At 69.7% G+C, this 17,704-nt stretch carries 18 protein-coding genes; 9 read left to right on the forward strand and 9 right to left on the reverse strand.

Annotated elements, in window-relative coordinates; genetic code table 11:
• Positions 1–287 precede the first annotated feature (287 nt).
• Both ACFU6I_RS43575 and ACFU6I_RS43580 read left to right on the forward strand, forming a co-directional pair.
• A complete protein-coding gene (locus ACFU6I_RS43575) occupies positions 288–1,187 on the forward strand; it encodes a hypothetical protein (protein ID WP_384378568.1) in 900 nt (299 codons plus the stop codon).
• On the forward strand, positions 1,111–2,016 hold the full coding sequence (locus ACFU6I_RS43580; protein ID WP_384378571.1) for a hypothetical protein: 906 nt from the start codon (positions 1,111–1,113) through the stop codon (positions 2,014–2,016). The genes ACFU6I_RS43575 and ACFU6I_RS43580 overlap by 77 nt, the downstream gene beginning before the upstream one ends.
• 46 nt (positions 2,017–2,062) lie before the next feature.
• Here the strand turns inward: ACFU6I_RS43580 and ACFU6I_RS43585 are convergent, their stop codons facing one another.
• From ACFU6I_RS43585 to ACFU6I_RS43600, 4 genes are all read right to left on the reverse strand, one after another.
• Positions 2,063–2,725, reverse strand: a complete 663-nt coding sequence (locus tag ACFU6I_RS43585; protein ID WP_384378574.1) for a GGDEF domain-containing protein — start codon at positions 2,723–2,725, stop codon at positions 2,063–2,065.
• 93 nt (positions 2,726–2,818) lie between these two features.
• Positions 2,819–3,265, reverse strand: a complete 447-nt coding sequence (locus ACFU6I_RS43590; protein ID WP_384378577.1) for a protein kilB — start codon at positions 3,263–3,265, stop codon at positions 2,819–2,821.
• A gap of 30 nt (positions 3,266–3,295) precedes the next feature.
• Positions 3,296–3,511 carry a hypothetical protein gene (locus tag ACFU6I_RS43595; RefSeq protein WP_384378580.1) on the reverse strand — a complete coding sequence of 72 codons (216 nt, stop codon included), beginning with the start codon at positions 3,509–3,511 and terminating at the stop codon, positions 3,296–3,298.
• Between the two features lie 220 nt (positions 3,512–3,731).
• Positions 3,732–4,646 (reverse strand): AraC family transcriptional regulator, encoded by a 915-nt coding sequence (locus ACFU6I_RS43600; RefSeq protein WP_384378583.1) that lies wholly within the window; start codon positions 4,644–4,646, stop codon positions 3,732–3,734.
• A gap of 142 nt (positions 4,647–4,788) precedes the next feature.
• Here ACFU6I_RS43600 and ACFU6I_RS43605 point away from each other — a divergent pair, with 142 nt between their 5' ends.
• Positions 4,789–5,199 carry an organic hydroperoxide resistance protein gene (locus tag ACFU6I_RS43605; protein WP_384378586.1) on the forward strand — a complete coding sequence of 137 codons (411 nt, stop codon included), beginning with the start codon at positions 4,789–4,791 and terminating at the stop codon, positions 5,197–5,199.
• Between the two features lie 504 nt (positions 5,200–5,703).
• Here the strand turns inward: ACFU6I_RS43605 and ACFU6I_RS43610 are convergent.
• Positions 5,704–6,162, reverse strand: coding sequence for an SMI1/KNR4 family protein (locus tag ACFU6I_RS43610; protein ID WP_384378619.1), 459 nt, complete (start codon positions 6,160–6,162; stop codon positions 5,704–5,706).
• 237 nt (positions 6,163–6,399) lie between these two features.
• Here ACFU6I_RS43610 and ACFU6I_RS43615 point away from each other — a divergent pair, with 237 nt between their 5' ends.
• Positions 6,400–6,771 carry a hypothetical protein gene (locus ACFU6I_RS43615; RefSeq protein WP_384378589.1) on the forward strand — a complete coding sequence of 124 codons (372 nt, stop codon included), beginning with the start codon at positions 6,400–6,402 and terminating at the stop codon, positions 6,769–6,771.
• 78 nt (positions 6,772–6,849) lie between these two features.
• On the opposite strand, the gene ACFU6I_RS43620 is transcribed toward ACFU6I_RS43615, so the two are convergent.
• Positions 6,850–9,162, reverse strand: a complete 2,313-nt coding sequence (locus ACFU6I_RS43620; RefSeq protein ID WP_384378592.1) for an FtsX-like permease family protein — start codon at positions 9,160–9,162, stop codon at positions 6,850–6,852.
• Complete coding sequence (locus ACFU6I_RS43625) at positions 9,159–9,893, reverse strand: ABC transporter ATP-binding protein (protein WP_384378595.1); 735 nt, start codon at positions 9,891–9,893, stop codon at positions 9,159–9,161. The genes ACFU6I_RS43620 and ACFU6I_RS43625 overlap by 4 nt, the downstream gene beginning before the upstream one ends.
• Positions 9,894–10,011: 118 nt before the next feature.
• Between ACFU6I_RS43625 and ACFU6I_RS43630 the strand changes: the two genes are divergently transcribed.
• The 5 genes from ACFU6I_RS43630 (at position 10,012) to ACFU6I_RS43650 (ending at position 14,493) form a co-directional block, all read left to right on the forward strand.
• Positions 10,012–10,854: a sensor histidine kinase gene (locus ACFU6I_RS43630; protein ID WP_384378598.1), complete on the forward strand. Its 843-nt coding sequence runs from the start codon at positions 10,012–10,014 to the stop codon at positions 10,852–10,854.
• Positions 10,851–11,579, forward strand: a complete 729-nt coding sequence (locus ACFU6I_RS43635) for a response regulator (RefSeq protein WP_384378601.1) — start codon at positions 10,851–10,853, stop codon at positions 11,577–11,579. The genes ACFU6I_RS43630 and ACFU6I_RS43635 overlap by 4 nt, the downstream gene beginning before the upstream one ends.
• Positions 11,580–12,103: 524 nt before the next feature.
• Entirely contained in the window at positions 12,104–13,150 is a 1,047-nt protein-coding gene (locus ACFU6I_RS43640; protein WP_384378604.1) for a WD40 repeat domain-containing protein, read from the forward strand.
• A 582-nt stretch (positions 13,151–13,732) separates the two neighbouring features.
• Positions 13,733–13,912 (forward strand): hypothetical protein, encoded by a 180-nt coding sequence (locus ACFU6I_RS43645; protein ID WP_384378607.1) that lies wholly within the window; start codon positions 13,733–13,735, stop codon positions 13,910–13,912.
• A 242-nt stretch (positions 13,913–14,154) separates the two neighbouring features.
• On the forward strand, positions 14,155–14,493 hold the full coding sequence (locus tag ACFU6I_RS43650; protein ID WP_384378610.1) for an ankyrin repeat domain-containing protein: 339 nt from the start codon (positions 14,155–14,157) through the stop codon (positions 14,491–14,493).
• A 383-nt stretch (positions 14,494–14,876) separates the two neighbouring features.
• Here the strand turns inward: ACFU6I_RS43650 and ACFU6I_RS43655 are convergent, their stop codons facing one another.
• On the reverse strand, positions 14,877–15,749 hold the full coding sequence (locus ACFU6I_RS43655; RefSeq protein ID WP_384378613.1) for a LysR family transcriptional regulator: 873 nt from the start codon (positions 15,747–15,749) through the stop codon (positions 14,877–14,879).
• Positions 15,750–15,834: 85 nt separating this feature from the next.
• Positions 15,835–17,073 carry an MFS transporter gene (locus ACFU6I_RS43660; RefSeq protein ID WP_384378616.1) on the reverse strand — a complete coding sequence of 413 codons (1,239 nt, stop codon included), beginning with the start codon at positions 17,071–17,073 and terminating at the stop codon, positions 15,835–15,837.
• Between the last annotated feature and the right edge of the window lie 631 nt (positions 17,074–17,704).

Here is a 17,704-nt window from a genome sequence, read left to right on the forward strand (position 1 = left end):
GGCTCGCCCCTGGGCGAGCCAGCCCGGTGAGCGTCGGCGTGAGCCACGCCTGAGCCACCCCTGCGCCTGTAGCGGCCGACCGACGGCGAACTTGCCCACAACCGACGTCAAGTCCCCGCGCCCGGCGTGACGCCACGCGCAGCCACACGTGGTGCCGGCGCTGCACGGCAACAGGACACCGCGGCGGACACGCATGGCAGGAGCGGTGGGAGGCCGCCGGCCTCAACGAGCGGGGACGACAAGCCCAGCAGCTCTACAAGGGCCGCAGCAAGGCGATCAAGAGCACCATGAACACCGCGGCGGGCCACGCGTTCGCGATGCGCCTGATCCAGCCGTCGCTGCTGGCGTTCCGTTCCTACCGCTTCTCCCACTACATCCGCTGGTTCCGCACCGTCGCCAAGGACCCCGTGCTGGAGGAGTTCTGCGAGCGGACCCTGTCCCTGAAGGTCAGCCGCCAGTCGATCCGGCGGGCCCAGTTCGACGTGATGGTCCCGTTGACCGTCTTCGGGATCGACATCACCGACCTGACCCTGGAGGCCCTGCTCCACTACGCGGTGGAGTCCAGGAAGTACGGCGTCACGGCTGGCGAGTCGGGCGGGGACGGCTGTTCCGCCGCCACCCAGGCCTGGCCGATCCTTTCCGACATGGGGCACTTCCCGGCCTCGACCCCACGGACACTGCGGGCCGCCGTGGTCAAGGGCCAGCGTCCCGTTGCCGAACTCGTCGACAAGCACAAGATCCGAAACCGGGGCGTTCGTGACCTGCTGGTCCACTACATCAGTCGGCGCTCGGTCGAGGTCGACTACTCCACCCTTCAGGGCCTGGTCACCAACCTCGTCCGGCTGTTCTGGAAGGTGATCGAGGACTTCAACCCGGACCAGGCCGACCTGCGGTTGTCCCCCGAGGCAGTCACCTACTGGAAGGAGAGCCTGCTCGTCCGGCCGGACGGCAAGCCGCGGCTGCACGTGGAGGGCCCCTTCCTGGCGGTCCGCGCCTTCTACCTGGACCTGCACACCTGGGCGGTCGCAGAACCGGAACGCTGGGCGCAGTGGGTGGCCCCATGTCCGATCAGGGATGAAGATCTGCGCTGGTTCCACGTCCGCTGGCGCCGTGTCCAGGAGCGGATGGCCAACCGCACACGGGGAACGCCAACCCCTGCTGCCGATCCTGTCCCAGCACGTCACTGATCAGTGGCAGCGCCAACGCACGCTGCTGGAGAGCGCCCGCGCGGTCGGGCTCGGCGAGCACTTCACCGTCGACGGGACCCAGTGGCAGCGCGTCTCCGCGAAGATCGACGCCGAGCGCCCGGACCCGACGGCCGCGCCGATCCGGGCGGTGAACCGGGCAACCGGGAAGTTGGTACAGCTCACGCACACCGAGAACCAGGCGTTCTGGCAGTGGGCGATCGTGGAGACGCTCCGCCTGGCCGGCCTTCGCGCCGAGGAGCTGACCGAGCTGACCCACCTGAGCGTGCGCAACTACCAGCGCCCCAGCGGCGAAGTCGTCGCCCTGCTCGTCATCACGCCGTCCAAGAGCGACCGGGAACGAGTGATCCCGATGTCCGCGGAACTGTTCCACGTCATCGCCCAGATCATCCGACGTCACATCAGCGCGCACGGCACCGTTCCGACCTGCATGCGCTACGACCTGCACGAAAAGGTCTGGAGCGAGCCGCTGCCCTACCTGTTCCAGGGGGCGTACGGGCGTGGCCGCGGAGTGCCGGTAGCAGGGATATCTGGTCCGACCCGCGTGAGGGTGTGGAAGGGTGAGCGACGGCCCGGGGTGGGCGTCTGGTGTATGGCGCCAGTGACGGAACGGCCACCCCGGGCTTTTGCGTGTCAGGCGTGGTCGTCGTCGTCCTTGCGGCGGCGCGGTTTGGTGTCGGAGACGAACCGGCTCTCGCCGGGATGCGCCAGATTCCAGTCCTCCGCACAGACTTTGTGGGCTGCTTCCCCAGCGTGGGAGCGCAGCGGGGTCGGGTTTCCGCAGAGCACGCACGGTGCGGGACGGCGGTAGTGGATGCCGTCGCGCCAGTCGAGCAGCACGGGCTGCCCGTGCGCGGTCATGGCCGGGTGGTGGTGCGTGCCGCGGTGCCGGGCCGGCCATCGCGGCGGCCGTTGACACTGGGCGCCTGGGCATGGCCGGGTTGGGCCTGGACGATGATGCCGCTGTGCTTGCCCTCATACATGGCCGTGTCAGCCGCGCGCATCAGTGTCGGCAGGTCGGTGCTCCCGACGCCGGCGGGTGTGGCGGCGCCGAGGGAAACCGTGAGCGGCAGCCGTCCGTCGCCGTAGGGGACGGGGCGGGTCATGAGGCGGGCCAGGTGCTCCAGGCGCAGCTCCTGGTGCCGGGGTTCGATGCGCGCCAGGGCGGCGAACTCGTCGCCTCCGAGGCGGCCTGCGACACCGTGGCGTCCCGCCCATTCGGTCAGTCGGCCGCCGATCGCGGCGAGTGCGGTGCCACCGGCGGCGTGTCCGTGGCGGTCGTTGAGCTGTTTGAAGTGGTCAGCGTCCGCGAGGACCAGGACCACCTCGTCGGGGTGACGTTCCAGGAGCCTGTGGGCGCGGGTGGTGAATGCTTCGCGGCGCCAGGTGGTGGTGAGGGGGTCGCGGTGGGCCTGGGTGAGGCGGCGGTGCAGGACGGTGGTGTGCAGGGTCCATCCGGCCAGCGGGATGGCCATGGCGGTGATCTGCAAGGTCTTACGCGGTAACAGGGCCGTCGTCATACTGATGGCTTCCTTCTCATCTCGGACATGGGTCGGAAAAGCCCGGGACCGCCGTCTTCAGCGGCGGGCCCGGGCACCTGTGTCTGGGGTGGATCAGGCAGTGAGGGCAGTACCTGCAGCAGTGATGAGGTCGTCTGCGGTTCGAATCGCGTGCTCGCGGGCGGCTCGCAGCGCGGTGTCGCTCTCGGCGTTCCGCAGCGCGTAGACGGCCGCCACGGCAGAGTGTGCGGCCGGGGTGAGGGCAGGCAGCAGGATCCTCACGCGCATCAGCGGGCCGGTGATCGCGGACCGTGTGATGTGGGAGGCGGTCCGCTCCTGGGTCCAGTCCTCACCCATCAGCCGGAGGTCCTCGCGGAGCCACATGGCCCGGCGATGATCCGCGAGCGCGGCCGCCAGGTCGGTCACCGCGAGCATGCCGTCAGCGCGGCGTGCCGTGGCTTCGGCCGCGCTGCGCTGCGCACGCTGACTGAAGTGCTGGAGGATGCCGGTCAGGAGTGATCCGGCGAGAGTGCCGAGAACGGCGACGACAGCCGTTAACACGAGGTGAGCTCCTTGGATGAGTGCAACGGGTCAGCGGCCGGCGCGACGCTGGGAGTCGGCGAGGATGGCCTGCCGGTCGGGGTGAGCGTCGACCGCAGCCCGCAGGGCGTGCCACCAGTTGTCCGCGTACTTCTGCCGTTCCTTCAGCTCCCGCATCCGCTGCTTGAAGCGGTCGTGGCGGGCGGTGAGGGTGTCGCTGTCGGCGTACAGGTCAACGTGCACAAGCGTGTACGGGGAAACGTGCACAGCTCCAACGGTCTCGTGCCGTGGCGACCGTCAGATTGCGACCGTGGTGTTGAGATCTCCGGTGCTCGCGAAACAACGGCCGCATTTCCGTGAGCGATATAGCAGAGAGTAACGAGCCCGGGGAGATCGGCGCCCGATCGATTACTGACCTCGAGCGGTCAGCGGCAGATCAGGATGGCATCCAACAGGAGGCCGTCGTCGTCACGGTGTGCTGACCGGACTACCTCCGCGACTGCTGGCGGTACCGACCGGGGGCCAAGCCGTACTCTCGTTTGAACGCTTTGGCGAAGGCGAATTCGGAGGTGTATCCCGTGCGCTGCGCGACGGTCTGTACCGGCTTGTCGCTGTCGCGCAGCATTCGCGCCGCCAGGGTCATCCGCCACCAGGTCAGGTAGCCGAGGGGCGGTTTGCCGACCAGCGAGGTGAACCGGCGGGAGAAGGCCGCGCGCGACAGTCCGGCTTTCGCGCCCAGCGCTTCGACCGTCCACTGCCCGGCGGGTTCCTGGTGGATATGGCGCAGCGCTGCGGTGATCGCCGGATCGCGCAGCGTTGCGGCCCACCCGGTGGCCGGGCCGTCGTCGGTTTGCTCGTCGAGCCAGGCCCGCAGGATGTACAGCAGCATGATGTCCAGCAAGGCCGAGACGACCGCTTCGGTTCCGTGGCCGGAGTTGGCGATCTCGTCGCCGAGCAGGTTGACGGCAGCACGTAGCGGCGTGCGGTGGCCGAGACGTGCCGGAAGGTGGATGACCTCAGGAAGTTCCTCGAACAATGGATGTGGCCGGGTCTGGTCGAGCGTGTATGCGCCGCACAGCAGGACCGTCGTGGCTCCCTCGCCGTCGTCGGCGCTCGGCGCCATCTCCCGCAGGGAGGCCGAGGGTGCGCCCGTCAGGGACGTCGACGGGCTGTCGGCCAAAGCGTGCCCGCAGCCGTGCGGAAGGCACACCACATCGCCCACGCTCAGGGCGATCGCGGCGCCCGCCGGCGGGACCAGCCAGCATGTCCCTTCCAGCACCACATGAAAGCCGGCCCCGGAGAACGGCTCGGCCCGCACTCCCCACGGAGCGTGTTTGCGGATTTCACTGGAATGCGGGCGCCCCGTACGCATGACGCCGATCGCATCGCTGAGCACGTCCATCGCCAGATCGTATCGCGAGGCCGCTACGCACAAGACGATCAGATATGAAACGGAGACGGTGAGCCATGGGGAGCGGCTCCTGACCTCCATACGCTGAGTGCGCCAAACAGATTGGCCGATCGGTCTACCAGAAGGGCAGGACATGAGCCTGTATACCGCCGCCGCGACCGCGACCGGCCGCGACGGCCGCGCCTTCAGTTCGGACAGCAAGTTGGACGTCGAGCTGGCCCTCCAGAAGGAGTTGGGCGGCACCGGCGACGGCACCAACCCCGAGCAGCTCTTCGCGGCGGGCTATGCGGCATGCTTCGCCACCTCCATGCAGTTGGTGGCGCAGAAGAAGAAGATCGACGTCTCGGGCATGTCGGTCACCGCCGAAATCGGCCTCGTCCCCAACGGGCAGGGCGGCTTCCAGCTCGAAGTCAGCCTGCGTACGAAGCTACCGGACAGCCTGCCCCGGGAAGTCGGTCGCGAGCTCATCGAGGCCACCCACCAGGTTTGCCCGTACTCCAACGCCACGCGCGGCAACATCCCGGTCGAACTGCTCGCCGAGTAACCGCCGCCCGCTGAACGCCACCTGGACCGCAACCGCAAGAGCCCGCGAGCCAGGTGGCGTCGTCTTGCCCGGTTGCCCCACGGCACAGGGCAACGCCTGTTGGCCTTGAGACCAGCTCATTTCGCACCGAGACCCCTGTGTACGTTCAGGCGTACCTGTCTGTGCACGTTTGCCTGTACGCCGACAATTGCCGACCTGGTGCGCTCCTATCTCCATTCTCACCGGCACCTGACCTACGCCAGTAGCAGAAGCTCCCGGTGGCTCTTCCCCGGTCGGCAACCAGGGCAACCGATGAACCCTGCCAGCCTGCAAGACCACCTACGCAAAATCGGCGTCCCACCGCAGCGCGGAAGAACCTCTGCGATTCGGCACCTTGTCCTCCAGGCCCCGGCACCTGTCATCGCGAAGGCCCTCGGCTATCACGACAAGACAGCCACCCGCCTGGTCACTGAAGCTGGCGGATCCTGGAGCCGATACGCCCCCGGTGACCACAGCCGATAGTGCCTACAGGTAGCCGGGCTCACCCGTTTCCACGAATCGGGCTACGGACCTGCGGAGGAGATCAAGGAACTCCGGCAGATCATCGGCGACCCTGTCGAACTCCGCCTCGTCCAGTGAAGCCGTCCGGGTCCGGTGGATCGCGCCGCCCCAGTCGGCGACGAACAGGATGCCCCCTCCGTCCGAGCCGATCACCATGCCGTGAGGATCATCAGCCTCTGGGATGAAGACATAGCCTTCCTCTGCGAGCTGGTGCAGAACATCGCGCGCCGAGTGGATGAAGTAACCATTGCCCACATCCGACAGGACGACCTCCCCGATGGACTCGTAGAACGTCAGCAGATCATCGAATCCCAGAGACCCCCGGGCGTAGTCACGGGCGGCACAACGATCGTCCTCATCGGCGACGCGAACCTCATTGCCGCCGGGCGCGAAGCCGTGCGTCTCCTCGAAGGTCGAAACCATCGTGCTCACCGCGTCCGTGATCTCCTCACGCCATCGCGACAACCAAGCAGCTGAGTACGGGAGCCGATCCATAGTCCGGATCATTCCACTCCCCACCACAGGTTCACTTCCCAGGTTTCGGGAAGGCTTCAAACCTGCCCGGGGAGATACCCAGAGTGACGAGTCGCATCTTCATCACTGGCATACGCGACTCGATGACATGCGGGCCTACCAGTCCCAAGGCCGTTCTTTGCGGCGATGGCGGAGACCGAGCGGGAGAACATCCGGGAGTCGACGCTGGAAGGGCTCGACACCGCGGCCCGCAAGGGCAAGCACGGCGGCCGGCCCGCGGTCATCACCGACGACATGCTGCACACCGTTCTCCGGCGCCGGGCGAGCGGCGAGTCCGTCGAGCAGATCCGGCCCGACCTGATCATCCCCACCGGCAAGCGCAAAGGCCAGAACCCTTCCCTGGCCAGCATCTACCGGGCGCTCGCCGAGCACGAGAAGGCCCAGGCGTACCCCGAAGCCGTCGAAGCGGCCCACGCCGACTTCGCCGCACTGCAAAACGCCGAGCGGCCGGGCGACGGTATCCCCAGCCCCCGCCCGGCCGCAGCAACAGACCGCTGACTGCACGCGGGGCATTTCCGCCCGCGCGACCAGGCCGGGCGACGCCCCCGCTCGTCGCTCGGCCCGGTAGGGCGTGCGTCACTCGTTGTGCAGTACCTCGGCGATCGGCAGTCGGGCCGCCGTGCGCGAGGGGAGCAGTGCGCCGAGGACAGCGATGAAGACGCCCGCCAGCGCGACGGCGATCAGTAGCGGGGCGTGCCACACGTTGATCATCGAGTCCGTGAACACCAGGATGGTGACGTTCTCGACGATCAGCCGGTGCGCGGCCATCCCGAGCGGGACGCCGATGATCCCGCTGACCAGACCCAGCCCTGCGACCGAGATCACCGTCATCGCGACCACCTGGCGCGGGGTCATGCCGATCGACTTGAGCATGCCGAGGTCCCGGCGGCGCTCGCGGATGTTCAGCAGCACGGTGTTGAAGACGCCGAGGGCGGCGACCACGCACAGCAGCACGGTGAAGATCGTCGAGAAGCTGATCACCGAGGCGATCGGGCCGTTCACGTCGTGCGTCACCACGTTCGGGTAGAGGCCGGGATCGGCGTCCTTGACCGCCTTGACGTAGGCGTCGGCGTCCGCGCCGGGGGCGAGCCGCACGACGTACTCGACCACGTGCAGTTCCACTCCGGTCCCGGCCAGCGTCTCCGCGTTGGACGCCACCGCCCGGGCGTTGCCCTGGACGGGCTCGCCGACGATGGTCACGGGCAGGAGCCGGCCACTGACGTCCAGGGTGATCCGGTCGCCGAGTTTGAGTCCGTGCTGGTCCAGGAACGCCGGTCCGGCAACCACCTCGCCCAGCCCGGTCGCCGGGCGCCCCTTGGCCACGTGGAGTGGCCGCTCGAGGGCGTCGCCGCCGTAGAAGTCGGCGAACACCGGCTGGGTGTAGCCGACCAGACCGACCCGTTCGAACGCGCGCGAGGTCACCTGGTCGGATCCGGGCGTGGCGCGCAGCACGGCCTCGATCTGGGCGTCGGTCAGCTTCGGCACTCTCTGGTGGGCGTCGGCGGCGCCGACCTGCACGTGGACGAAGGTGCGGCCTTTGTCCCGGCCCGGTGGCTGCATGGAGGCGAGCAGCGTGCCGGTCAGGCCGGTGGCGAAGGTTACCGTGACCACGCCCAGCACGATGGACGCCATGGTGAGCGCCGTCCGGGCCGGGCGGGCGAAGGGCTGGCCGAGACCGAGGCTGACCGAGCGTGGCAGCCGCGTGCCACTGAGCCAGCGCTGGACCCGCAGGCCGCGCCCGGTGCGCGGCGCGCTGCCGGCGGTGATCGCCTCGGCCGCGGAGATCCGATGGGCGCGCGAGGCTGGCAGGAACGCGGCGAGGGCGACCAGCAGGGGCACGGCGACCAGGCAGGCAACCGGCAGCCAGGCCGGGGGCGCGAGCGCGGCGGTGCCGGTCTCGATCCCGGTGAAGGCCATGTCGACGATCGGGCGGGCCAGCGCCCAGCCGGCGACCGTGCCGAGGACGGCACCGGCGATCGCGGGCACCGAGACCATGGCGATGTAGACCGCGACCACCTGGCGCGGGGTGAAGCCGAGCGCCTTGAGCACGCCGATGTGGCGGTAGCCGGACACCACCGCACCGCTGACCACGTTTCCGACGATCAATACCGCGACCACCAGGCCGAGCGCGCCGAAGACCGACATGAACGGCAGGTAGGCGTCGGCCGAGGCGGAGAACGCCTGCTTGAGGGTGAGGTAGGACTGCGCGCTGGTCAGCGCGTCCCTGGGCAGGCCCTCGGTGGCCTTCGCCAAGCCTGCCTTCAACGCGTCGTCGGTCGAGGCGTCGGGGAGACGGTAGAGCATCTGCTCGGCGGTGGGATGCAGGGCGGCCATCTGCTCGGGGGTGACCCAGCCGCCCGCCGAGTTGCTCATGCTGTCGGCGATGCCGACCACGGTGAGCGGCGGGGCGCCGGTGGGCGCGATGGTCTGACCCAGCAGGTTGTCGAAGGTGCCCCGAAAGCCCATGTAGACGACGACCTCGCCCGGCCTGGTGGCCCAGCGGCCTGCGGTCAGCTCCACGCGGTCCACCGGGCCTGCCGGGTCGGCTCGGCCGACCAGGGTGATCGGCCCGGGCGCGTGGCCCAACCAGTCGGTCGGGATGTTCAGGGTGACCTGGGCGAACGGCCCGGCGGCCGCCTCGACGCCCGGCCGGTGGGCGCTGGCGGCCAGTTGCTCCGCCGGGGCCTTGGCGGCGTCGAAGGTCGCGACCACGTGGGCGCCGCGCTGCACATCGAAGGCGGCGTCGAACGGCGCCCGAGCGGCGCTCATCACGGCGAGCGCGAGCAGGATGGTGGTGGTCGAGCAGAAGACGACCAGTCCGATCACGATCGTCTGGACCTTGCGCCGTTTGACGGCCGCGCGCGAGGCCCGCCACACCGCCCCGGTCATGCCGTGTGCTCCGACGGCTCCGAAGAACGCTCGCGGGCCACGCGACCATCCGCGACCTCGACCAGCCGGCTGGCGCAGCGGGTGGCCAGGTGCGGGTCGTGGGTGACGATCAGCAGGGTCTGCCCGATCTGGTTGAGGTCGATCAGCAGGTCCATCACCTGCTCGCCGGAGCGGCTGTCCAGGGCTCCGGTCGGCTCGTCCGCCAGCAGCAGCGCCGGACGGTTCATCAGTGCTCGGGCGACAGCTACGCGTTGGCGCTCGCCGCCGCTGAGGGCGGCCGGGTAGGTGTCCTTGCGGTGGGCGACGCCGAGTTCGTCCAGCAGCTCCAGGGCGCGCCGGCGGGCCTGCCGGGCGGAGATGCCGGTCAGCTGGGCGGCCAGGGCGACGTTGTCGAGTGCCGGCAGGTCGTCGATGAGGTTGAAGAACTGGAAGATCATGCCGATGTGCCGGCGGCGGAACAGTGCCAGCCCGGTCTCGTTCAACTGCCCCAGGTCCTGGCCATGCACCTGGACCGTGCCGCAGGTGGGCCGGTCCAGCCCGGCGACCATGTTCAGCAAGGTGGACTTGCCGCAGCCCGAGGGGCCCATCACGGCGACCGCCTCGCCCGCTCGGATCCGCAGGTCGATTCCGGCCAGGGCGTTGGCGTCCCCGAACTCCTTGTGGACACCGGACAGCTCGACGACGAGCTGCGCGCCGTCCTGCCGGGTGGTCCCTTCGTAATCATTGCTCATGGCACACGACGGTAGGAGCGGCGGGGCGGGCTGGGCGTCCCACCCCAGGTGTAACTGTCCAGGGCCGTAGTACCGGGGATGTACACAGGCGGCACCCCCGGTTGATGTGGATCACGGCGTGAGCTGCGAAGCTGGCGGCATGTGGGGAGCGGAAGTGGGCTGGATCACCGCCCTGGTGGCGGCAGGCGCGGCCGGCTGGCTGGCCGCGGCGCTCGCCCGGGCGCGCCGCGCGTACCGGGCGGCGATCGGCGAGCGCGGCTGGCTGCTGGAGCGGGAGCGGCACAGTGCCGCGCACACGGCCGTCGACGCCGAGCGGGCCAGGATCGCCGCGGAGCTGCACGACATCGTCAGCCACAACGTGAGCCTGATGGTTGTGCAGGCCGGTGCGGCCCGTGAGGTGCTGGCCACCATGCCGGAGGAGGCAACGGCCGCGATGACCGCCGTTGAGACCGCCGGGCGGGGCGCGATGACCGAACTGCGACACCTGCTCGGCCTGCTCGCCCCCGCGCCGGACGGCGCCGACGAGCCGGACCAGGACGGCTTCGCCCCGCAGCCGAGCCTTGGTCGGCTCAGCCCGCTGATCGACCGGTTCGCCTTCGTCGGCCTGCCGGTGGAGGTGCGGATCTCCGGCGAGCCGCGGCCGCTGCCGGCCGGAATCGACGTGACGGCGTACCGGATCATCCAGGAGGCGCTGACCAACGCGCTCAAGCACGGGGACGGGGTGAAGGCGGAGGTGACGGTGCGCTACGCGGACCACTACCTGCGGGTGGAGGTGCTGAACAGCGGGCCGAGCGTGCTCACCGGGGACGCGGCTGGTCCCGAGCGGCGGGCCGACGGGACGGGGCGCGGTCTGCTCGGCCTGAGCGAGCGGGTCGCCGTCTACGGCGGCGACCTCGACGCCCGGCGCCGCATCGGCGGCGGCTTCCGCATCCGCGCGCGCATCCCGCTGGACCGGCCGTGACGGACGCGCCCTCAACCGGCCAGCTCGGGCCCCGGGTCGTGATCGCCGACGACCAAGAGCTGGTCCGCACCGGGTTCCGGATGATCCTGACCGCCCGCGGGATCGACGTGGTGGGCGAGGCATCCGATGGCGCCGAGGCGGTCGCCAAAGTGCTCGAACACCGACCGGACGTCGCGCTGTTGGACATCCGGATGCCCGGAATGGACGGCCTGGAGGCCGCCCGCCGGATCCTCGTCCAGGTCCCCCGGTGCCGGGTGATCATGCTGACCACCTTCGACCTCGACCACTACGTGTACGCCGCCCTCGCCGCAGGCGCCAGCGGCTTCCTGCTCAAGGACGTCACATCGGCCCATCTCGCCGCCGCCGTACGCCTGGTGGACACAGGGGACGCGCTACTCGCGCCCTCGATCACGCGCCGACTCATCGAACGCTTCGCCACCGGCGCCCCCACCCCGGCCGCCTCCACCGAAGCCCCGGCGCCTCACCGCGACTTGGCCCCGCTGACTCCGCGCGAGCGGGAGGTGCTGACACTGCTGGGGCATGGCTTCTCCAACAGCGAGCTGGCGAGCGAGCTGACGCTCAGCGAGTCGACGGTGAAGACGCACGTGGCGCGGATCTTCGCCAAGCTCAACCTCCGCGACCGCGCCCAGGCGGTGGTTCTCGCGTACGAGACGGGCCTGGTCTCGCCGGGTGGGAGGCAGCAGCGCCCGGTGCGCGGACGGTGACCCGGGCCAGGTTCCGCTCAGAAGCGTCCTGAGCCACCGTCGTTCCACATCAGTCACGGACGACCGAGACCTCAGCATCGTCGTCCCAACGGACATGCTTCGCCATGGGCGGCAACCTACGCCGCCCGCCCTGCCGCGCGCCAACGATCGTGGCAAGCTCCCCCAACAGGTGACACCTCCAGCGGGTGCACCGAACACCGGACGTCAAAAGTTTTGACAGCTATGCCGGTTTTCTGAAGCGGTTGTTCACGGCATTGGGAGGCACCCTAATCCAAGGTCGAGGGGTATCCACGAGTTTTGACAGCACTGCGGTTCTTGCCGGGACAGCGTCGGGATGGTCCGGGCACCCCCGACAACCCGCACGTGGCCCTGGCCGGCGACCTTCTCCTCCTGCCGCCCACCTGGTGAGCCGAGCCGTCGGCCGCTCGCCCGTGCCGCGGGCCGTCCCGTGTTCCGCCGCAGTCCGGTACGGGGTACGGGATGCTCGGCTCACCTCCGGGAGAGGAGCGGTTAGCCTCCCGATCATGACGGACCCGATTCATGAGGAAGTTGCCGGCGACGAGCCGGCCGCGACACGGTTGGCGGGCGCGGGGATGGGGTGGCGGGTGGAATGGGCCACCAGCGGCCTGATCGGTGCGGCCGTCAGGGCGGCCGGCCACGCCGACTGGGTGCGGTCGGCTGCGACGGCAGTGGTCAACGGGCGCGCGGTCGCCGTCACCGGCGGCGACGACGAAGTCGTGCTGGTTTGGGACCTGGCGACCGGTGAGCGGATGGGCGACGCCCTGCCCGCCCGCGGCTCGGTGTGGGCGGTGGTGACGGCGATGGTGGACGGCCGCCCCGTTGCCGTTGTCGCCGATCCGTCCACGCTGGTGCAGTCGTGGGACCTGACTGGACGCCGGCCCCTGGCGGGACTCGTCGGCGGGGCGTGGACGGCGGCAACGGCCGTGGTGGACGGTCGTTCCGTGGTCCTCACCGGCGGAAGCGCTCCGCGGCTGCAGATGTGGGACCCGGTCACGGGAGAGTCCTTGGGCGACCTCGTGGGGGACCCCTCAGTGGGCCGCGTCGGCGCCGTGGGGGCGGTGGTGACGGCTGCGGTGGATGGCCACCCCAAGGCCATCACTCTGCACGACGACAGCACTGTCCACGTATGGGACCTGACGGAGCGTCGACACGAGGGCCGGGTTCTGTCTCCGACTGGAGGCAGCCGCCAGCGGGTGTCGCTGACCGTCGCCGTGGTGGACGGCCGCCTGGTCGCCGTCACCGGCAGCTGGGACGGCCGGATTCAGGTGAGGGACGTGGCCACGCGCACGGGAGCGATGAGTCGGGCGCCCCTGACCGCCCACACCGGTCCGGTGTGGGCCGTCGCCGCGGCCGTGGTCGACGGCCGGCCGCTCGTGGTCACCGGTGGCGACGACCGGACGGTACGGGTGTGGGACCTTGTCTCCCACCGCCAGGTGGGCCCGGATTTGGTGTTCCCCTCGGAGGTGACCGCGGTGACCATGGCGCCCGACGGTCGGCTGGTGGTGGGGTTCGGCGGCGACATCGCGGTCCTGGCCCCACCGCCTGCTTGACCAAGCGGTCGACGCCCGCCACGGGCATGCGCGGGTCGGCAGACCACATACGGCCCGGCTCTCTCCTCTCAGGTGAAAGAGTCAGACTTCCTGCCAGGCTCCGCTTCGACGGGGCTGCCAGGCGACGGACACGCCTGCTCGGGATGGGCCGCAGGTCAAGATTACTGACGTGAAGCGCCGTCAAAACCCGTGAACATTCATCGCTCCATTGATCGCCAACTGCTGCTCGAACTCGTCGACAAACGCTGTCACTGAAGATGAACGTAGCCATAAGGGCCGCCCAGGCGCCGGCTGCGGTAGGCGGCGTGTCGTGCTGACCCCCACGGCTACGGGTCTTATGGCGTCCTCCCAACGGGAGCGTTCAGCCAGGCCTGCACTGGCGCGGGGTCGCCGTGTGGGCCCAGCAGTTCGCGGGCGAGGACGCCAAGTAGATCTTTGTTCTCTCACCCAGTCCGACCGACCAGGAGGTACGGGCCGGAAACCCAAAGCAGGCAGCAGGAGTTGCTCGCCTAGCTCCCCCGCTGTTCCAAGGTGTCGCCACACCACACGACAACCGTGTGGCGCGGACACAGGAGCAGAGCCATGAGCAAGCGCACCACCCGGAAGAAGAAGACGGACGACGCCACTGAGGAGAAGCCGGTCCTGAACTTCGAGGCAGGCGGACTCCGGATTAGCCTCCAGCGTGTGCCCGTGCAACTCTTTGCAACCGGAGCAGCGGTCACCATCACGCTACTCACCGGCGCCCGCCTCTGGCTGCTCTGACCTCACCTAGGGGTGTGCCCCGCGTAACGTGCGACGGGGCCGAAGGCGGCGGCCACGATAGCGAAGGCGTGTGTGTCCTCAGCAGCTGCTTCTCGGCTGCCTACCGCCATTTGTGGACGATCGCGTAATTCCCCAGGTTCCTCTGCCTGAGGGCGCGACAGGTCGGCGGAAGTGGCCGGTTACTCTCATCTCGCTCCAAGACCATGACTTGAGATGATCTCCGCTGAAGGGGAGCTGCAGTAATGGAGATGCCGCCGACGCACCTGGCTGTCGAACAGGACCGGCTGGAGGAACTGCGCGACCTCTTGGCGGCAGGAGCTGACATCCACGAGGAGTACAACGGATTCACCCTCCTGCACCGAGCCGTCGACGGAGAGATCGACGGACACATCCAGACCGGGGAGCCCCTCCATGTGGATGCCACGTGCTTCCTGCTGTCCCAAGGTGCAGATCCCACACGTCGTTCGCACGGTGGGACCGGAGTGTCAGCCCATCACATGGCCTTCGTCAGCAGGCACTGGCTTGCTGACGCTCTCTTCGAAGCCTGGCTCACCCGTGGGGGCACCAAAAGCGGTATTTGAAGACGGACTCTGGTTGCTCAAGGCTTGGCGGTGAGGTTCTTCGGCCGCTTGTTGGGGCGGTAGCTGGGGTCCCTGGGCTGGCGGAGTGGTCGGTGAAGCCGGCCCCCAGCCGCACCGGCCTCGCTGTAAACCACACCTCTCACGCTGCGGAACGCACACGGGCGCGCAGGGTGAGAGCCCATTCGTCCCGCTCAGGTTGCGACGGCCGCGCTGAGTGAGGACGAGGGCCTGTCCGTGAGGACTCCTCTCCCTTCGGTGTGGCCCTCGCCTGCCAACCGGCGTCGGTCAACTCCGTCCGCGTGCCGCGCACCCGACGCCGGGACGCCGGGCCGGCGGGGGCACGCACGCGCCACGGGGACGGAGCCGTCCTCGCCGTCCCGGTATCAGGTGATGTGACGCAGCAGCGCGGCGACCGCCGGTGACGGCTCGCCGGGCGGCCGTACCACCATGACCTTCCAATGCGGGGCGTGGTGGTTGAAGCAGTACTGGGGAAGATCGGGGAAGCGGTCCGCGATCGACCCGGGCATGATGCAGACGCCCAGGTCGTTGCGGACCAGTTCGGCCGCCGCGACGATGTCGTTGACCTCGAACGTGGTGCTACGGTCGACACCGGCGGCCCGGAAGGCCCGGTCGACCGCATGGCGGATGGCCCAGCCGGGAGTGAAGTCCACCAGCGGCAGCGCGGCGATGTCGGCGATTCGCACCTCGCCGCCCAGCGTCGCCCCGGCGAGTACCCGCCGGGGCGACGCCAGCAGCACCATGTCCTCACGGGACAGCAACCGGGTCGTCAGGCCGCGCTGCTGCTGGCGGTCGAGCGCCACCACGGCCAGGTCCACGGTGCCCTCGCGCAGTGCCTGCCGGATGTCGGCGACGGCGGCCTGGCGCAGCCGCACGACCACACCCGGATGCTCCGCGCGCAGGGCGGCCAGGGCGTGGTGGAGGCCGGCCCAGACCCCCTGCATGGTGCCGACCGTGACCAGCCCGCGCAGCTGGCCGCGGGCGGCGTCTACCGCCTCCCGGGCCTGTTCGGCGGCCCGGAGCGTTGCCCGAGCGGCGGGGACGAACGCCTCGCCCGCCGGAGTGAGGGCGACGCGGTGCGTGGTGCGGTCGAACAGCGGGGTGCCCAGTTCGCGTTCGAGGGCGCGGACCGTACCGGACACGGAGGACTGGACCACGTGCAGTCGCCGTGCCGCCGCCGTGAAGCCGCCCGTGTCCGCCACCGCGACCACGACCTCCATCTGCCGCAGATCCATCATCACTCCCGTTGAGCCGCGCTCCGTTTGGCGCGAAGGCGGCGGTCTCGACCGTTCCGGCATCGTATGCGGACGGCGGTTGCGCCGGTCACGCCTCCGTGGCCGGGCCGGGCATCGTGCGCCGACCTTCGGTGAGCCAGTAGAGGAGGGCGAGTAGCGGCAGCGCGGCGCCGAAGGCGGTGAGGGCGGACCACCCCCACGCGTGGTAGACGACGGAGCCGAGCTGGGAGCCGGCCGCTCCGCCCGCGAAGAACATGGCGATGAAAGCGCTGTTGAGACGGGCGCGGGCAGCGGGGTCGAGCTGGTAGACGGTGTGCTGGCCGAGGATCAGCGTCGCCTGGACCGCCATGTCCACGAGGATGGCGGCGAGGGCGAGCAGGATGACGCTGTGCCCGCCGAACCCGGCGAGCGCGAACGACACGGCGGCGACCACGAAGGCGACACCGGTCAGGGGCCGGACGAGACCGCGGTCGGCCCAGTGCCCGGCGAACGGGGCGATGGCCGCTCCGGCCGCGCCGACGAGGGCGAACACGCCGACCCCGACCGTGGAGTAGTGGAAGACGGGACCGGTGAGGACGAAGGAGACCGTGGTCCAGAAGGCACTGAACGCGCCGAACATCGCTGCCTGGTAGAGACCGCGGCGCAGCAGCGACGGATGCATGCGCACCAGCCGTGCGGTGGAGCGCAGCACGTGGTGGTACGGGATGGTGGTGGTCGGCGGGTGCTTCGGCAGGGCCGCGCGCAGGGCCACGGCGAGTACGGCCATCAGGGCAGCGGAACCGAGGAAGACGGTGCGCCAGCCGGCGAGGTCGGAGACCAGGCTGCTCAGCGTGCGGGAGAGCAGGATGCCGGTGAGCAGACCGCTCATCACCCGGCCGACTATGCGGCCGCGGGCGTGGTCGGGAGCGAGGCTCGCTGCGAACGGCACCAGGATCTGAGCGACGACCGAGGTGGACCCGCTGACGAGCGAGGCGATCAGCAGCATCGGGAAGCTGGTGGCGAGTCCGGCCGCAAGGAGGGCGAGGGTGGTGACCGCCAGCAGGGCGGTGACCAGGTTGCGCTTCTCCAGGCGGTCGCCGAGCGGGACGAGGAAGAGCATGCCGATCACGTAGCCCACCTGGGTGAGGGTGATCAGGGCCCCGGTGGTGGCGGTGCCGGTGTGGAAGACGCCGCCCAGCGTGGAGAGCAAGGGCTGGGCGTAGTACAGGTTGGCAACCGTCATGCCGGAGGCGACGGCCAGCAGCGCGATCAGCCAGCCCGGCACGCCGTGCGCGGTGGTGGCGGTCGCGGACCGGCGCGAGGTCCGGAGGTCGGACGAGGTGGACATGTGCACCTTCTCGGAACAGACGGGCCGGCGTTCACCGGCGCGGGCGGGCGGTGACGAGAGCCTCCTCGCTGCCGTCACAGAGACATCAGCAATGCCGCACCCCCGCCGCTTCCCTGTCTGAGGAGATGCTTTGGAATGTCAGTCATCTCATTTGGAGATGACCACTCGAGGCCTCCGTACGGTCGGGGCCGCACCACCGCGCGGGAACGATTTCTGGGGCGGCGGTAACCATGGGTGCCCGGTGAGCGGATCGGCCGGCGTGAGGGAGAGGAACCAGTGGCGGAGAACAGGCGGTTTCCGGTCCTGGTCGGTCGGCAGTCGCAGACCAAGCTGCTGACCCCGGCGCTGGTCCAGGCCGAGGACGGCGCGAGTGGATCCACCGTCCTGCTGCGCGGCGAGGCCGGAGTCGGCAAGAGCACGCTGGCGGCCTGGGTGCCGTGGCCACCCACTACGACAAGCGTGGCTACGTCTACCTCGGCACAGCAACCGCCGCAGCCCTCATCATCTGGCTGCGTACATGATCGACCGGACAAGTCCTAGTACTCCAGCCGTACTTTTCCATTACTGCTGGTCAACGGCTTGGGTGTGGGGATTGTAGCGGGGTGGGTTTGGGTGCGGGGCGGTCTTGGCG

The organism is Streptomyces sp. NPDC057486, from assembly GCF_042802415.1.
Lineage (GTDB): Bacteria > Actinomycetota > Actinomycetes > Streptomycetales > Streptomycetaceae > Streptomyces > Streptomyces yanii.

Excerpts from the sequence above, each read along its gene's own strand:
- ACFU6I_RS43575 (WP_384378568.1), top strand. The coding sequence starts at position 288 with ATGAACACCGCGGCGGGCCACGCGTTCGCGATGCGCCTGATCCAGCCG.
- ACFU6I_RS43585 (WP_384378574.1), bottom strand. The coding sequence starts at position 2,725 with ATGACGACGGCCCTGTTACCGCGTAAGACCTTGCAGATCACCGCCATG.
- ACFU6I_RS43600 (WP_384378583.1), bottom strand. The coding sequence starts at position 4,646 with ATGGACGTGCTCAGCGATGCGATCGGCGTCATGCGTACGGGGCGCCCG.
- ACFU6I_RS43605 (WP_384378586.1), top strand. The coding sequence starts at position 4,789 with ATGAGCCTGTATACCGCCGCCGCGACCGCGACCGGCCGCGACGGCCGC.
- ACFU6I_RS43610 (WP_384378619.1), bottom strand. The coding sequence starts at position 6,162 with ATGGTTTCGACCTTCGAGGAGACGCACGGCTTCGCGCCCGGCGGCAAT.
- ACFU6I_RS43615 (WP_384378589.1), top strand. The coding sequence starts at position 6,400 with ATGGCGGAGACCGAGCGGGAGAACATCCGGGAGTCGACGCTGGAAGGG.
- ACFU6I_RS43620 (WP_384378592.1), bottom strand. The coding sequence starts at position 9,162 with ATGACCGGGGCGGTGTGGCGGGCCTCGCGCGCGGCCGTCAAACGGCGC.
- ACFU6I_RS43625 (WP_384378595.1), bottom strand. The coding sequence starts at position 9,893 with ATGAGCAATGATTACGAAGGGACCACCCGGCAGGACGGCGCGCAGCTC.
- ACFU6I_RS43640 (WP_384378604.1), top strand. The coding sequence starts at position 12,104 with ATGACGGACCCGATTCATGAGGAAGTTGCCGGCGACGAGCCGGCCGCG.
- ACFU6I_RS43645 (WP_384378607.1), top strand. The coding sequence starts at position 13,733 with ATGAGCAAGCGCACCACCCGGAAGAAGAAGACGGACGACGCCACTGAG.
- ACFU6I_RS43650 (WP_384378610.1), top strand. The coding sequence starts at position 14,155 with ATGGAGATGCCGCCGACGCACCTGGCTGTCGAACAGGACCGGCTGGAG.
- ACFU6I_RS43655 (WP_384378613.1), bottom strand. The coding sequence starts at position 15,749 with ATGATGGATCTGCGGCAGATGGAGGTCGTGGTCGCGGTGGCGGACACG.
- ACFU6I_RS43660 (WP_384378616.1), bottom strand. The coding sequence starts at position 17,073 with ATGTCCACCTCGTCCGACCTCCGGACCTCGCGCCGGTCCGCGACCGCC.